The sequence below is a fragment of the Nocardiopsis dassonvillei genome, assembly GCF_964273065.1.
Classification (GTDB): domain Bacteria; phylum Actinomycetota; class Actinomycetes; order Streptosporangiales; family Streptosporangiaceae; genus Nocardiopsis; species Nocardiopsis dassonvillei_B.
Genome location: NZ_OZ186815.1, coordinates 1058709 through 1073013, shown reverse-complemented (window position 1 = coordinate 1073013; position 14305 = coordinate 1058709). Strand labels below are relative to the sequence as shown.

The 14305-nt window shown below is 74.9% G+C and carries 16 protein-coding genes and 1 pseudogene; 12 read left to right on the top strand and 5 right to left on the bottom strand.

What is annotated here, in order from left to right; all coding sequences use genetic code 11:
* Positions 1-16 precede the first annotated feature (16 nt).
* From ACSUPR_RS05045 to ACSUPR_RS05000, 10 genes are read left to right on the top strand one after another with little or no spacing between them, the layout of a single operon-like run.
* Positions 17-688, top strand: a complete 672-nt coding sequence (locus ACSUPR_RS05045) for an SAF domain-containing protein (RefSeq protein WP_436889752.1) — start codon at positions 17-19, stop codon at positions 686-688.
* Entirely contained in the window at positions 688-1437 is a 750-nt protein-coding gene (locus ACSUPR_RS05040; RefSeq protein ID WP_436889751.1) for a hypothetical protein, read from the top strand. The genes ACSUPR_RS05045 and ACSUPR_RS05040 overlap by 1 nt, the downstream gene beginning before the upstream one ends.
* Complete coding sequence (locus ACSUPR_RS05035; RefSeq protein WP_436889750.1) at positions 1434-2792, top strand: CpaF family protein; 1359 nt, start codon at positions 1434-1436, stop codon at positions 2790-2792. Before ACSUPR_RS05040 ends, ACSUPR_RS05035 begins: the two co-directional genes overlap by 4 nt.
* Positions 2780-3643, top strand: coding sequence for a type II secretion system F family protein (locus tag ACSUPR_RS05030; protein ID WP_436889749.1), 864 nt, complete (start codon positions 2780-2782; stop codon positions 3641-3643). The genes ACSUPR_RS05035 and ACSUPR_RS05030 overlap by 13 nt, the downstream gene beginning before the upstream one ends.
* Positions 3640-4533 carry a type II secretion system F family protein gene (locus ACSUPR_RS05025; RefSeq protein WP_436889748.1) on the top strand — a complete coding sequence of 298 codons (894 nt, stop codon included), beginning with the start codon at positions 3640-3642 and terminating at the stop codon, positions 4531-4533. Before ACSUPR_RS05030 ends, ACSUPR_RS05025 begins: the two co-directional genes overlap by 4 nt.
* Before the next feature lie 21 nt (positions 4534-4554).
* On the top strand, positions 4555-4731 hold the full coding sequence (locus ACSUPR_RS05020) for a hypothetical protein (RefSeq protein ID WP_436889747.1): 177 nt from the start codon (positions 4555-4557) through the stop codon (positions 4729-4731).
* 9 nt (positions 4732-4740) lie between these two features.
* Positions 4741-5103: a TadE/TadG family type IV pilus assembly protein gene (locus tag ACSUPR_RS05015; protein ID WP_436889746.1), complete on the top strand. Its 363-nt coding sequence runs from the start codon at positions 4741-4743 to the stop codon at positions 5101-5103.
* Positions 5100-5510 (top strand): TadE/TadG family type IV pilus assembly protein, encoded by a 411-nt coding sequence (locus tag ACSUPR_RS05010; RefSeq protein WP_436889745.1) that lies wholly within the window; start codon positions 5100-5102, stop codon positions 5508-5510. Before ACSUPR_RS05015 ends, ACSUPR_RS05010 begins: the two co-directional genes overlap by 4 nt.
* Positions 5507-5941 (top strand): TadE/TadG family type IV pilus assembly protein, encoded by a 435-nt coding sequence (locus ACSUPR_RS05005; RefSeq protein ID WP_436889744.1) that lies wholly within the window; start codon positions 5507-5509, stop codon positions 5939-5941. The genes ACSUPR_RS05010 and ACSUPR_RS05005 overlap by 4 nt, the downstream gene beginning before the upstream one ends.
* 19 nt (positions 5942-5960) lie before the next feature.
* Positions 5961-9395 carry an OmpA family protein gene (locus ACSUPR_RS05000; protein ID WP_436889743.1) on the top strand — a complete coding sequence of 1145 codons (3435 nt, stop codon included), beginning with the start codon at positions 5961-5963 and terminating at the stop codon, positions 9393-9395.
* Positions 9396-9477: 82 nt separating this feature from the next.
* On the opposite strand, the gene ACSUPR_RS04995 is transcribed toward ACSUPR_RS05000, so the two are convergent.
* The 5 genes and pseudogenes from ACSUPR_RS04995 to ACSUPR_RS04975 all read right to left on the bottom strand — a co-directional run bounded on the left by ACSUPR_RS04995 (position 9478) and on the right by ACSUPR_RS04975 (position 12075).
* Positions 9478-9840: a hypothetical protein gene (locus tag ACSUPR_RS04995; RefSeq protein WP_436889742.1), complete on the bottom strand. Its 363-nt coding sequence runs from the start codon at positions 9838-9840 to the stop codon at positions 9478-9480.
* A 319-nt stretch (positions 9841-10159) separates the two neighbouring features.
* A pseudogene (locus ACSUPR_RS04990) lies at positions 10160-10370 on the bottom strand (hypothetical protein); the annotation flags it as partial.
* A gap of 142 nt (positions 10371-10512) precedes the next feature.
* Positions 10513-11349, bottom strand: coding sequence for a helix-turn-helix domain-containing protein (locus ACSUPR_RS04985; RefSeq protein ID WP_436889741.1), 837 nt, complete (start codon positions 11347-11349; stop codon positions 10513-10515).
* Complete coding sequence (locus ACSUPR_RS04980; RefSeq protein WP_436889740.1) at positions 11346-11873, bottom strand: DUF6879 family protein; 528 nt, start codon at positions 11871-11873, stop codon at positions 11346-11348. The genes ACSUPR_RS04985 and ACSUPR_RS04980 overlap by 4 nt, the downstream gene beginning before the upstream one ends.
* A gap of 1 nt (position 11874) precedes the next feature.
* Complete coding sequence (locus ACSUPR_RS04975; RefSeq protein WP_436889739.1) at positions 11875-12075, bottom strand: hypothetical protein; 201 nt, start codon at positions 12073-12075, stop codon at positions 11875-11877.
* 202 nt (positions 12076-12277) lie between these two features.
* Here ACSUPR_RS04975 and ACSUPR_RS04970 point away from each other — a divergent pair, with 202 nt between their 5' ends.
* Positions 12278-13339 (top strand): HesA/MoeB/ThiF family protein, encoded by a 1062-nt coding sequence (locus ACSUPR_RS04970; RefSeq protein ID WP_436889738.1) that lies wholly within the window; start codon positions 12278-12280, stop codon positions 13337-13339.
* Entirely contained in the window at positions 13336-13821 is a 486-nt protein-coding gene (locus tag ACSUPR_RS04965; protein ID WP_436889737.1) for an HIT family protein, read from the top strand. The genes ACSUPR_RS04970 and ACSUPR_RS04965 overlap by 4 nt, the downstream gene beginning before the upstream one ends.
* Positions 13822-14305 lie beyond the last annotated feature (484 nt).

Here is a 14305-nt window from a genome sequence, read left to right as displayed (position 1 = left end):
AAGAACTGAGACAGACGTGGTCGAGACGACGACTGCTCCGCCCCCCGGGGCGGGGCGGCAGACGCAGCAGCCCCCCGCCGTGCGGCTCTCCGGCGGCGGCCCCCGGCGCTGGCGGTGGCTGGTGCTGGCCCTCACCCTGACGACGGCCGGCGCCCTCAGCGGGGTCATCGCCCTGGAGCGCCTCGACGACCGCACCGGTGTGGTCGTCGCCGACGGCGACCTCCCGGCGGGGCACGTCCTCACCATGGAGGACCTGCGCGTCTCGGAGATGTCGGTCGCCGGAGACCTCTCCTTCGTGGACGCCGCCCGCCTGGAGGAGGTCGTCGGCCTCACCCTCACCCTCCCGGTGGTCCGCGGCGCGGTCCTTCCCGAGGCGGCCCTGGGCACCGACGCGGCCTTCCCCGAGTCCGACCGGGCCCTGGTCGGCGCGACCCTCCAGCCCGGGCGCTTCCCCGCCTCCCTGGGCGCGGGCGCCAACGTGTCCGTGGTCGTGAGCGGCGGCGAGCAGGAGGACGGCGCCCCCCAGGCCTACCTCGCCCTGGTGCGCACCCTCACCCCCGACCCCGGGGTCGAGGGCGCCGTCACCGTCGAGCTGCTGGTCTCCTCCGCCGACGCCGCCCGCATCGCCGCGGCCGCCTCCGCCGGCCAGGTCAGCCTCGTGCAGGTCCACCCGCGCGGAGGGGCGTGATGACGAGAACGGTCGCCGTCTTCTCCCTGGGCGGCGCCCCGGGCGTGACCAGCGTGGGCATGGCCCTCGCCGCGGTCTGGCCCGGGGACTCGCCCGGGGTGCTGGTCGAGGCCGACCCCTCCGGAGGCGCGGTCGCGGTCTGGCGCCGCATCCCCGCCGAACCCGGTCTGACCAGCCTGGCCGCCGCCATGCGCCGCGGCGGCGGCGGTGACCCCGACGCCCACACCCAGACCCTGCCCGGCGGGCTCCGGGTCTGCCCGGCGCCCGTCACCGGCGACCCCGCCGAGGGGGCGGTGCGCCTGCTGGGCCAGCACCCCCTGCCGCTCTCCGCGATGGCGGCGCCCGTCGCCGTCCTGGACCTCGGGCGCCTGACCGCCTCCTCCCCGGCCCGCGCCCTGGTCGCCAGGGTCGACCACGCCGTCCTCGTGGTCTCCGAACGCCTCACCGAGCTGCGCCGCGCCCGCGAACACCTCCTCGCCCCGTCCTTCCCCGCCCGCGACCTGCGGGTCGTGGTCTGCGGCGGCCGCGGCGGCGTCGGCGAGATCACCGGCGCCCTCGGCTCCGCCGTGTGGGGGCGGGTGCCCGACGACCCCCGCTCCGCGCAGTTCCTCCGGGGCGAACGCGACCTGGCCCGGCCCCAGCGCCGCCCCCTGTTCAGGGCGGCCGACCGGCTGGCCCGCACGCTCGCCGCGGACGTCCGCACCGAACCCCCGGTGTACGCGCCGCTGCCCCCGGGGGTGAACGCGTGAGCCTGCCCGACGAGCACTCCGACCACGCGGTCTCCCGCTTCCTCGACCCCGAGGCCGACCGGGTGGAGGCCCAGTGGGTCGCCTACGTGTCCGCCGAGGCGGGCCGGCGCATCAGCGAGGAGACCCGCGGCGAGGACCCGGACACCCCGCAGGAGCACCGGGCCCGCGCCGACCGGATCATCGCCAACATCCTCGACGAGGCCGCCCGCGCCGCCCTGGCCGAGGGCCGTCCCCTGCTGGCGCCCGAGGCCGAGGCCGCCATCGCCTCCGCCTCGCTGGCCCAGGTCACCGGCGTCGGCCCCCTCCAGCCCCTGCTCGACGACCCCGAGATCGAGAACATCAACATCAACGGCGTCGACGCCTGGGTGCGGCTGGCGGACGGCGGCCGGCGCCTGCACGCGGGCCTGTTCGCCGACACCGACGACGTCATCGCCCTGGTCCGCCGCCTGGCCGCGGAGTCGGCCAGCGGCGAGCGCCGGTTCGACCCCGGGGCGCCCATCCTCGACCTCCAGCTCCCCGGCGGGGAGCGACTCAACGCGGTCATGGAGGTCTCCCGCCAGCCCTCGGTGTCGATCCGCCGCCACCGGTACGCCCAGTCGTCGCTGCGCCGCCTGGAGAAGCTCGGCACGCTCGACCCGGCGCTGGTGTCCCTCTTCCGGGCGGCCGTGCGCGCCCGCCGCAACATGGTCGTCACCGGCGGAACCGGGGCGGGCAAGACCACCCTGCTGCGCGCCCTGGCCTCGGAGATCCCCCCGACCGAGCGCCTGGTCACCATCGAGGACGTCTTCGAGCTCGGCCTGGACCGCGACCGCGAGGCCCACCCCGACTGCGTCGCCCTCCAGGCCCGACCCGCCAACATCGAGGGCGTCGGCGAGATCACCATCGCCGACCTGGTCCGCACCGCGCTGCGCATGTCCCCCGACCGCGTCATCGTGGGGGAGACCCGCGGAAGCGAGACCGTCCCCCTGCTCAACGCCATGAGCCAGGGCAACGACGGCAGCCTCACCACCCTGCACGCGGCCGGGTCCGCGGGGGCGTTCACCAAGCTGGGCGCCTACGCCGCCCAGTCCGCCGAGCGCCTGCCGCTGGAGGCGACCGCGTCGCTGGTGGCCTCCGCCGTCCACCTGGTCGTCCACGTCTCCGCGCTGCCCACCGGCGAGCGCCGCGTGACCAGCGTGCGCGAGGTCGTGGGCGCGGAGGGGCAGAACGTGGTCTCCAACGAGATCTACCGCCACTCGCCGCGCCAGGGCCGGCTGCCCGCCGCCCCGCCCAGCCCCGACACCCTGGACGCGCTCGTGGAACACGGCTTCGACCCGGCCGCCCTCCAGGCCGAGATGACGGGGTGGGCCCGGTGAACACGGACACCCTCCTGCTCGCCACCGCCGGCGGTGCCGCCGGCCTGGGCGTCTTCCTCCTGTTCGTCTGGGCCGTGCCGCTGCTGGCCGACCGCGTCCGCCGTGGCCGGCCCCGGCCGCTGCCGCGCCCGGGCAGGATCGCCTTCGCGGTCGCCGCCGCCGTCGGCGTGTGGCTCCTCACCGGCTGGCCGGTGGCCGGGGCGCTGGCCGCCGCCGCGGTCTGGTGGGCCCCGCAGGTCCTGGGCAGCGACGCCGAGCACAGGGAGCAGGTCGAGGGCGTCGAGGCCGTCGCCGCCTGGACCGAGATGCTGCGCGACCTCATGGCCGGGTCCTCGGGCCTGCACCAGGCGGTCGCTGCCACCGCGCCCATCGCCCCCGAACCGCTGCGCGAGGCCGTCCAGCGGCTGGCCGACGACATGCGGCGCGGACGCGAACCCCGCGACGCGCTGCACACCTTCGCCCGGACCGTCGACAACCCCACCGGCGACCTGGTCGCCTCCGCCCTGGCCATGGCCGCCACCCGGCACGCCACCGACCTGGGCGTCCTGCTCGGCGCCCTGGCCGAGTCCGCCCGCGACCAGGCCGCCATGCTGGTCAAGGTGTCGGCCAGCCGGGCGCGGCTGCGCACGTCCTCGCGGATCATCATGGGCGCGACGCTGGGGATGGCGGCGCTCATGCTCCTGTTCAACCCCGAGTACCTGGAGCCGTTCGACGGTGCGCTGGGACAGATCGTCCTGGCGGCCATCGGCGGCATCTGGGCCACGGCCGTGGTGTGGCTGACCCGCATGTCCCGCTTCTCGCTCGGGCCGCGCGTCCTCACCCCGGACCTCTCCAAGGAGGCCGCACTGTGACCCCCCTGATGGCGGCGGCCCTGGCCGGCGCCGCCCTGGGCCTGGCCCTGTGGGCGCTGGCCGCCGCACGCTGGGCCCGCCCGACCCTGGCCGAGCGCCTGTCCGGCCCCCGGCCCCCGGCACGGCTCTCGCTGCGCCCCTCCGAGACCGGGATCCTGACCCGGATCGGTAAGGTCGGCGTCCCGCTGCTGCACGCCGCCGGGCTGCCCGGCAGGCGCGCCGTGCGCAACCTGCGCATCTGCGACCGGGACCCGGGCGGCTACCTCGCGGAGAAGGCGGCGGGGGTGGTGGTGGGGCTGCTGTTCCCGCCGGTGGTGGGGCTGCTCCTGGCCTCCTTCGGGGCGCTGCCCGCGCCGTTCCTCTCCCTGGCCCTGTGGGTCGGCTTCGCCGTCCTCATGTGGTTCGCCCCGGACCTGTCCCTCAACGACGAGGCGACCAAGCGCCGGGAGGAGATGCGCCGTACCCTCTCGGGCTTCGCGGACCTCGTGGTGGTCTCCCTGGCGGGGGGCGCGGGCGTCAGCGGCGCCCTCACCGACGCCTCCGCCAACGGCGGCGGCTGGGCGATGGCCGCCATCCGCGACGCCCTGCGCGAGGCCTCCCTCACCCGCGTCCCGGTCTGGCAGGCCATGCGCGACCTGGGCGAGCGGTACGACACCCCCGAGTTCGCCGAGCTGTCCGCGAGCCTGCACCTGGCGGGGACGGACGGCGCCCGCGTGCGCAGCTCCCTGTCGGCCAAGGCCAAGACCCTGCGGGTGCAGTTCCTCGCGGAGATGGAGGCCGAGGCCCAAGCCTCCACGGAGCGGATGAGCCTGCCCGTTGTCCTCCTATTCGCCGGGTTCCTCGGTCTCCTGGGGTACCCGGCCATGAGCCTGATCCTCCTCAGCACCTGATCCCCTTCCTGAAGGAACACCATGAAACAGCTCTACTCCCGCATCATCACCGCACTGACCCTGCCCAAGGACGACGACGGCTACTCGACGGAGACGGTGGTGGTCACCGCCCTGCTCATCGGTGTCGGTATCGCGGCGGTCGGCGGCATCGGCGCCTTCGTCGCCGAACAGATCGGCACTTTCGGCGCCACCCCGTAGGAGCCACCATTGCGACAGCACAACGACGACCGGGGCAGCGCCGAACTGGCGGTCGCCGCCCCGGCGCTCCTCCTCCTGGTCATGCTGGTCGTCCAGGCCGCCCTGTGGATGCACGGCGAGCACGTCGCCGCCGACATCGCACGCCGGACGGCCGAGCAGTCGCGCACGGTGGAGGGCGCGGCCGCTCCGGCGGCCGCGCCCTCCGGCTCCGTCCTGAACGACATCGACGTCGCCGTCGACCGCGGGGCCGAGGAGGTCACCGTCACCGTCACCGGCTCGGTCCCCAGCCTCGTCCCCGGGATCTCCTGGAACGTGCGGCACGTGTCCGTCGCCCCCGTCGAACGCTTCGTCCCCGGAAGTGAGGCACCGTGAGGAACCGCGACCGCGGCTCGGCCTCGGTGGAGCTGGCGCTCCTCGCGCCCGCCCTGCTGACCTTCGCCATGCTCATGGTCTTCGCCGGACGCGTCGTCGACGCGCGGGCCACGGTCGGCGAGGTCGCCCACGCCGCGGCCCGCGCGGCCTCCCTGGAGCGTTCGCCGGGAGAGGCCGCCGCGGCGGCGACCTCCATCGCCGCGGCGGCGCTCCAGGAGCAGGGCCTGGCCTGCTCCGACCACACCACCACCGTCGACCACGGCGGCCTCACCGCCGGAGGGGCGGTCTCCGTCACCGTCCGGTGCACGGTCGACTTCTCCGACCTGTTCGGGGTCGCCTTCCCCGGCAGCCAGAGCATCGAGGGCGGCGCCACCGTCGCCGTGGACACCTTCCGGGGGCAGCCGTGAACACGACGACGCCCAACACCGCCGCCGCCGCGACGCGGGACGACCGCGGCCAGGTCAGCGCCTTCGTGGCGGTGATGGCGACCGCCTTCATCCTGTGCCTGGGCCTGGTCTACGAGGGCGGGGAACTCCTCCAGGCGCGGCACCAGACGGCGACGCTCGCCCAGGAGGCCGCCCGTGTCGGCGCCCAGCAGCTCGACTGGAACGCCTACCGGGAGGGTGCCGACGAGGTCCCCCTGGACCCGGCCGCCGCGTCCGCCGCCGCGCAGGCCTTCCTCTCCTCCGCCGGAGCCACCGGGACCGTCAGCGTCTCCGGGAGCACCGTCACCGTCACCTGCACGATGTCCTACTCCTTCACCCTGGTCCCGGCCGGATCGACCACGGTCGAGACGACCGCCACCGCGCGTCCCTACACACAGCAGTCGACACCCTGAGCACTTTTGTGAGGCGGACATGCACCCTCTGAACAGGCTCGGCGCGGCCGTGTTCGCGCTCGCCCTCCTCATCGGCGTCCCCTACGCCCTGCTGTGGCACGCAGCCTGGCCCGAGACGCTCCCGTCCTGGGAGATCGCCCTGGCGCACCTGCGCGGATGGCGGCTGCCGCCGGGCGTGGCCGCCGCCGCGCTGATCACCGCGCTGTGGGCCCTGTGGGGGCTGTTCGCCCTGGCGCTCGCCGCCGAGACGGTGGCCCGCCTGCGCGGCGTCCCCCTGCGGCTGCGCCCGTTCGGGCCGCTCCAGGCGATCGCCGCCACCGCGGTCGCGGCCACCGCCGCCGCCCCGGCGGCGGCCTTCGCCGACACCGTCGTGCAGGAGGACGGGACCCGGGAGGAGCAGGCACCGGACCGGGAGGGCGGTGCCCCGGACGCCCCGCGCGCGGAGCAGGGGCCGGTGGAGCGCACCCGCACCGTCAGCGGGTTCGCGGTCGGGTCCGCCGAACTCACCGAGCGCATGCGGGAGGACCTCGCCCCCACCGTGGAGATGCTCGGGGAGCACTGGGACGAGAACGTCCCCGTCACGATCACCGGTCACACCGACCCCAGCGGCAACGCCGACCGCAACCAAGAGCTGTCCCAGGAGCGGGCCCAGGCGGTGGCCGACTACCTGGAGGAGGAACTCGGCGAGGACGCCCCGGACACCGAGGTCGAGGGCCGGGGCTCCGACCAGCCGGTGGAGGGGCCCGCCGAGAGCCAGCGCCGCGTCGAGATCGCCTACACCCTCGCCCCCGCCCCGGCGGCGGCCCCGCAATCGCAGGCCGGGGACGGCCCGGAGGAGGCCGGGGCGACCGCGGACGGCGGCGACGGCGCTGCGATCGCGCAGGAGGCGGCCCGGTCCGTCATCACCGTGGAGAACGCCGCCTCCGTCGAGGAGGACGGCCCCCGGGTGGTCGTCCTGGAGATCCCCGACGGCGCGGTCGCCGGGGTCGTGGGGTTCGCCGGGCTCGCCGGGGGATACCTGCTGGGCAAGCGCGGCTCGTTCGTGCCCCGGATGGCGCTCAGCCTGCCGCGGCGCATCACCGGCCGCCCGCGCCGGCTCGCGCTGCCGCCGGTCCCGCCGCGGCCCGAACCCGGCGACGACATCGACGAGCGCGTCACCGTCGAACTCGACCACGTCCCCGGCCTGGGCCTCACCGGCAAGGGCGCGGACGGAGCCGCCCGGCGCCTGATCGCCAACGCGCTGGACCCGTCCGAGCCCCTCGCGGTGCGCGTCCTCATCACCGAGGACGAGGCCGTCCGGCTGCTCGGCGGGACCGGCCGCGACCTGCTGCGCGACCATCCGTGCGAGCCGGTCACCCTGGTCCCCACGACCGAGGACGCGCTGGCGGTGCTGGCCGCCGAGCTGCACACCATGGCCGAGGAGGACCGGGCACCGCTCGCCCTGATCATCTCGGCGCCCGACGCCCGGCACGAGCACGCCCTGTCCGGCCTGCTGCTGCACGGGCAGCACCGCGGCATCACCGCGGTCGTCCTGGGCAGCTGGCCGCTGGGCGGCAGCTGCGCGGTGGACGAGGACGGGCTCATCTCGCAGACCAGCCAGCCGCTGGCCACCCTGTTCCACTGCTCCTGGCCGGGGTCGACGGCCGAGGAGGTGCACGAGGCCGTGCGCGCCCACCACGCGGCGGACCACTCGGCCTCCGAGCGGCCGGCCGCGCCCTCCCGGAGCCGGGGGAGCGCCGAGCGGCGCCCGGTGCTGGTCGCCGAGGACTGGGACGATGACGACGCCTTCGTGAGCGTGGGCGACGCCGCCGCCTGGGATCGGCTGACCCGCGCCTGGGAGGAGGAGGCCGGGCCCGGCGACGAGGAGTTCGGCGGCTTCCACGGTGCGCAGGAGCCGGAGGCCGCACCGGACGACGGGTCCTCGGTCGACGCGGCCTTCCGCGCTCTGCGCGAGGGGGAGTACGGCCCCACCGGCGCCGAGGGCACGGCACACCTGCCGGAGGCGGAACGGATCGGAGCGGAAGACCACGACGACTCCTGGTGGGACGAGACGCCCGTCGCGGAGACCCCGGGCACCGACTCCGGTCGCGGCGCACCCGCGGACCGCGCGTCCACCGGTGAGGGGGCGGTCTCGGAAGCCGACAGCGCGGCTTCCCAGGCGGCGGGCACGGACACCGCGGCGGCACCGGAACCCGAGGGCGCCGTCCGGCACCGCCCTGCGGCGCCGGAAGCGGCCTCCGGGGAGGCGACCCGCCGCGCGGTCCCCCCGGAACCCGCCCGGAGCGAGGGCGATGCCGCTCCGGCCGGTCCCGGCGGGGAGACCCCGGACGCGGCGGGTGCGCCCGTGCCCGCCGCCCGGGACGGCGGGGATTCCGCGGAGCCGAGCGGGTCCGTGGGCGCCGCGGAGGCGTCCGCCGTCCCCGACGGCGGCACCGGGGGAGCAGTCGACGCCCCGGCCGGTGCGCACGGAGCGACCCCGGACGCAGGGGGCACGGCCGCGTCCGCCGGGGCGGTGGGGGAGGACACCGCCGCCGCCCCGGCCGGTGACGCCGGGGGACCCGCCGCCAGCCCGGCCGGTGCGCACGAGGAAACCCCGGATGCGGCGGCCGCGCCCGTGACCGCTGCCCGTGGCGGCGGGGACTCCGCGGACTCGGACGGGCCCGCCGGGGGTGCCGCTTCGCCGGAGCCCGAGGGCGCTGCCGTCCCCGTCGGCGCCCCGGGGGAGCCCGCCACCGCTCCGGCCGGTGCGCACGAGGAGACCCCGGACGCCGGGAGCGCGGACGCGTCCGCCGACGGCCGTGCCGCGCGGGATGAACACCCCGGATCCGCGACCGGTGCCGTGTCCCCCGGGCCCGCCGCCCCCTCCGCCGGGGTCGGGGACGCCTTCGCCGCCCTGACCGGGGACGCGCGGGTGACGGGGCCGACCGGTGGCGGCCCCGCCTCTGGGGCGGCACCCACGCCCGACGCGGAGCCCGGCACCGCTTCGAGCGGCAGCCCCGCGCCCGGCACCTCTTCCGCCGGTGCCCCCGCGGCCGTCCCGGGCGGGCGCCCCGGAGGCGGGGGGTCCGCCGCGGCCCCCGCCCGCCCCGCGAAGCCCGCCGCTCCTGCGGAGGAGCAGCGGACCCGGGTCCGCCACGAGCGCGTCCCCGGCCGCAAGGCCGGCCGGGTCCGCGTCGTCCGCGTGGACCGCCCGGTGCCCGGGGAGGCCGAACCCCCCGCCGGGCCGACCCCCGCGCGCCCGGCCGAAGCCCGCAGCGGCCGGGCCGCCCGCGCCTCGGCGGCGGCCCCCGCCCGGCCGCGCCGGGAGGAGGCCGTCCGCGACGCGGCGCCCCAGCGGGAGACGGTCCCCGTCCCGGTGGACGAGGGGGAGGCCTCGCCCGCCTACCGCCCCCAGCCCGCCAAGCCCCGTAAGGCGGGCCGGGGCCGCACCTGGAGGCCGCGCGACGACGCCTGACCCGCGCCCCGGCCCGGAACGGTGCGGAGCGGTCCCCGCCGGGGACCGCTCCGCACCGTTCGTGTCCGTGCCGGCCGCTCCGTCAGTAGCGCCCTCCGCCACCGCCGCCGCCCCGGCCCGTCGCCGAGCCCAGGCCGCTGCTGACGTCGAACGCGTACTCGTCCGAGACCTGGTAGCGGCGGGACATCTGGAGCGTCCTGTCCGCGGCCTGGTCGAACGCCTTGGGCAGAGCCTCGCCGTACTCGTCCAGCGCCTCGATCATCGGCTTGAGGTTCTTGACGAGCGAATCCGAGATGTCGTCACCCGAACCCCACACCGCTCCGAGGGACTGGCGCGCCGTCCGCAGCCGGGCGAAGGCCTCGCGGACGAGCCGCCCGGGTTCGCGCAGGTCCTCACCGGCCCGCGCCATCTCTTCGGGGAGCACTGTCAAACGGTCGTCGGACATCGGCGTTCCTTCCCGTGCGGGGAGCCGTCCCGCCTGGCCGGAACCGCAGGCATCCCCGGTCACGTTCTAGTGCCGTCCGGTGACGGGAGCGCGTGCGGCCGTCGACACGGGGGTGTACGCGCGAGGTCGCGTTCCGGGGCGGAAGCCGTGCCCCTCCGGTCCGGCGGCGACCTCTGTCGGCCCGCTGCCCCCGTTCTCCTTCTGGCCGGTGCCGGGGCGGGTGGGCCCACCCGCTCCGGCACCGGGTGCGGTGGCTATAACAGGGGCGCGGCCAGGTGGTGGGCGAGGGCGCCGGCCAGGGCGGCGAGGGTGTAGGCGGTCAGGCGCCAGGCGGTGCGGCGGCGGTGCCGGGGTCTGCGGTGGCTGCGCGGACGGTTCGGGCGACGCCCCCGGCCTGGCCGGGGAGGGTGAACTCGGCCCAGACCGCGGTGCCCAGCCCCGCGCAGAAGGGGAAGTCCACCACGGCCCGGGTCCCCCCAGCAGGTGGCCAGGGCGTCGATGAGGAGCAGGCCGCGGCCGCGCTCGGCCTCTCCGGCCATGGCGTGGTCGTCCAGGCCAGGGCCCTCCTGTTCCGGGAGTTCGCGCAGGCGGACGCCGAGGGAGGCGCGGGCGGTCCGGCCGTCGGTCATGGGGCGCGGGCCTCCGACCGCAGGGAAAGCGCCGACATGTGGCTCATGTCCGCAGATCCCGGCCGATGCTCCGGACGAGCTGCACGGCGCGGGGACCGCGCAGGGCTGCGGCGGAGAGTTCCGCGAACACACGCCGGTAGGGCTCGGTCGCGAGATCTTCGGTCAAGCACAGTTCGGCGCCGATGGTCTCCACCAGGACCTGCTTCTCATCGAAGATCCAGAACCCGTGGGAGGGGACCACGTCCATGCTCGCCCCCAGGGGGATGATGCCAACCTCGGCTCTAGGCCGGGAGATCTCCGAGGCGATGCGGGACAGCTGCCCGGCCATGACCGGGTCCGGCCCCAACCTGATCCGTAGGGCCGGCTCCCAGAGCAGGATCTCGAACCGCTTGCCGGGAGCGTCCAGGATGTTTTGACGGTCCATGCGGGCGAGGACCGCCTTGTCGATGTCCTCGGGGGTGCGGTGGTGGCGCACTCCTCGGCGGAACATGAACGCCGCGTACTCCGGTGTCTGGAGCAGGCCCGGCACACACGCGGTTTCGAGGATACGGAAGTGACGAGTCGCGGCGTCCAGCGGGGAGTAGGAGCGCTGGAGCGGTTCATGTCCCCCGGCGAGACGCCGTCGCCAACTCGCATAGTGCGTCTCCAACGACCGCAACTGCGCGGTCAACCCCTCTGCCGCTTCGGGGCGTCCGCATACCCGCGCCCACGAGCGGAGGTCCTCCAGACCCGCTGTCTGCTTGCCGTGCTCCAGTTTCGACACTTTGGAGGGGTGCCAGCCCAGGCGGGCGGCCAGTTCCCTCCCGGACAGCCCGGCCTCCTCCCGGAGTTCGCGCAGGCGGACGCCGAGGGAGGCGCGGGCGGTCTGGTAGTCGGTCATAGGGCGCGGGTGGCCATGTACTCCGTGAAGGTCAACGCGTGGTGCCAGGCGGCGTCACGGGCCTGGAGGGCGGCCAGGACCTCGGTCGGTTCCTCGCTGAGGTGGACGCCGAGGAACCGGTCTCCATCGAATGCCAACCGGGCGACGGTGCGGCTGTCGAACACCCAGAAGTCGTGGTCGGGCAGCTCGGCGACGACCGGGTGGGCGCGGGGCAGGTAGCGGATGTCCTCACCGGCACCGAGATTGTAGGGGGTGCCCCACAGCTCCCAGCGCAGGTAGTCCGAGGGCGGGTCGTCGATGAGCCGTACCCGTTCCATGCGCTTGCCGGTGGCGGTCTCCTCGCGCACCATGCGCAGCCACGGAGTGAACCACTCCAGGTCGGGCTCCTTACCGGTCAGCCATTCCTGGAAAGGCCGGTCCTCGTTGGCCTTGCCGTAGTGGGTGCGAGTCTCCAACCGCCAGGCGATGTGGCGGTACCGCCGGAAGAGGTCGGTGAAATCAGTTCCGGTGACCAGGTCGGCCATCTCACTCCTTGGGGGCGAAGCGCGTCAGCAGGGCCCGGGGAACCACGACGAACTCCTCCCCTTCGAGGACATCGCTCAACTGCTCCAGCGCTTCGGGGTCCGTCAGCCGGTCACCCTGGACCACGATGTCACCAGTGTCGGTTTCGTACAGGGTCGGGCATCCGCCGTCCTGGGAGGTCGTGCCTATTTTGCGGAGTTTCACAGAGGCTCCCTTCGGGGTGGGAACCTAGTTTCACCGACTCGGTTCTGCGCCCGCCAGGGTGTCCTCGGTACCGCGCGAGCAATTCCGAGCAATTCTCGACCTTGCGACCCGAACCCAGGCTTACGTTCGTCGGTACGCCGACCCTACCGACGAAGGAGACCTCGTGCGATCGGTGGATCCCCGCCTTGATGGACCTCGGGTCTTGGCCCCTTACGTCCGCGTCGGTTTCCAGGACGGGACGCTGTTCCTCGGGTTCGGGTCGATACGTCGGCCCGTGCACGACCGGGCACTGTGGGAGCCCCTGCTGCGGCTGGCCGACCACTTCCGCAAACCACGTACCCGGGCCGAGGCCCGCTCCTTCCTGGACGATCTCTGCGAGGGGGACGCCCACCGGGCCGATGCGGTGATGCGGCTGCTCGAAGACGGGAACCATCTGATCCCCGCGCACACCTACGCCCCGGCCGACCGCTACAGCCGCCACGCCCTGTTCTACGAACTCTCCGGTGCCGATGCGGTGCAGGTCCAGCTCCGCCTGGCCCGAGCCCGGGTCGTGCTGTTGGGCTGCGGCGGGATCGGCGGCCTGGTGGCGGTCACCCTGGCCACCGCCGGGGTCGGCGAACTGCTCCTCGTGGACGCCGACCATGTGGAGCTGAGCAACCTGACCCGGCAGTTCCTGTTCACCGAGGCCGACATCGGACTGCCCAAGGCCGAAGTGCTCGCCAGGGAACTGCGGCGGCGCAACCGTGACTGCCGGGTGCTTCCCGTGGTCCGCGATGTCGGGGACGAGGAGGATCTGGGGCACCTGCCGACCTGCGACCTGCTCGTGGTCTCGGCGGACTCCCCGGGACTGACGGGTATGGTCAACGCCCACTGCGTCCGGAGCGGAACGCCGTGGATGAACGCCTGCTATGTCAACGACATCGCTGTGTGGGGACCTCTGGTGGTGCCAGGAGAGGCCGGCTGTTGGGACTGCCGACCACTGACCGCCGGTGTTCCCGAAGGAGATCCCGAGCTGTCCCGGCTGATGGCCGGGATCAACGCCCGCTACCAGGCACCCTCCAACGGCCCGGTGAACATGCTCGCCTCCTCGCTCGCAGCCCTGGACGCACTTCGGTACCTGGGGGGCTTCGGTATCCCGGCGTCGCTGAACCGCCGGGTGGGCGTGTGGTCTCACGACCTCACGCTCGACGGACAGAGTGCGGAACGCGATCCCGGCTGCCCCACCTGCGCCGACGCTGTTCCCTCCCGTGAAGGAGTCCGATGATCGCCGACTTCGAAGCCGAGTGCGTGTTCTGCCGGATCGCGGCCGGGCAGGACTCGGCCCACCGGATCTGGGAGGACGCCGACCACCTGGCGTTCCTGTCGATCTTCCCCAACACCGAGGGGTTCTCGGTGGTGGTCCCCAAGGCGCACAGGACCAGCTACGTGGTGGACCTGGACCCGGGGGAGTACGCCGCGCTGCACCTGGCGGCCCGTGAGGTGGCGCGGCTGTTGGACGCGGCCTTCGCCGACGTGGCGCGCACCGGGATCATGTACGAGGGGTACGGGGTGGACCACGCCCACGCCAAGCTCTTCCCCATGCACGGCACGGCGGGCAACGCAGGCGAGGGCTGGCGGGAGGTGGCCTCGACCGTAGAGGGCTACTTCGACCGGTACCAGGGGTACCTGTCCACGCACGACCACGAACGGGCTGACGACGGGTGGCTGGCGCATGTCGCCGACCGGATCAGACGAGCAGGGCGGTGACGGCGGAACCCGGTGCCGCAGGCGTCGGGGGAACAGGCGCGGGGCGGCCCTGGACCAGGGCCGCCCCGCTGTCGCTTCTCGGGGTCAGTTGTCGCCGTCGTCGTTCACGGTGCTCTCCTCGCTTCGCGTGGCGGGTGCGCTGTGAGAGGTCGTCGTCCGTCCAGGACCGTCAGCGGCCTCCCGGATCCATGGAAGCCCGGTGGCCGGGCCCGGGACAATGCGCTTGCTCGAGATTGCGTCCGGGGGTGTGCGCATGCCGGCGGCACAGGAGTATTGAGAGCACCGGTCTCCAGACCATCCCGGCCGACGCGGCCGAGCACCCCTGACCGCTGGGGCCCTTCCGGCTCCCGGCCCTCGGACCGGTGCGCACGGCCACCCACCTGCTCACCCCCTGGGGGAGGGGTGGCTCGTCCCCAGGCCTGAGGGGTCCGCCGGTTCGCGGACCTGTTCGAGGACCTGTACGTGGCCGCCCGACGCCCTCCGG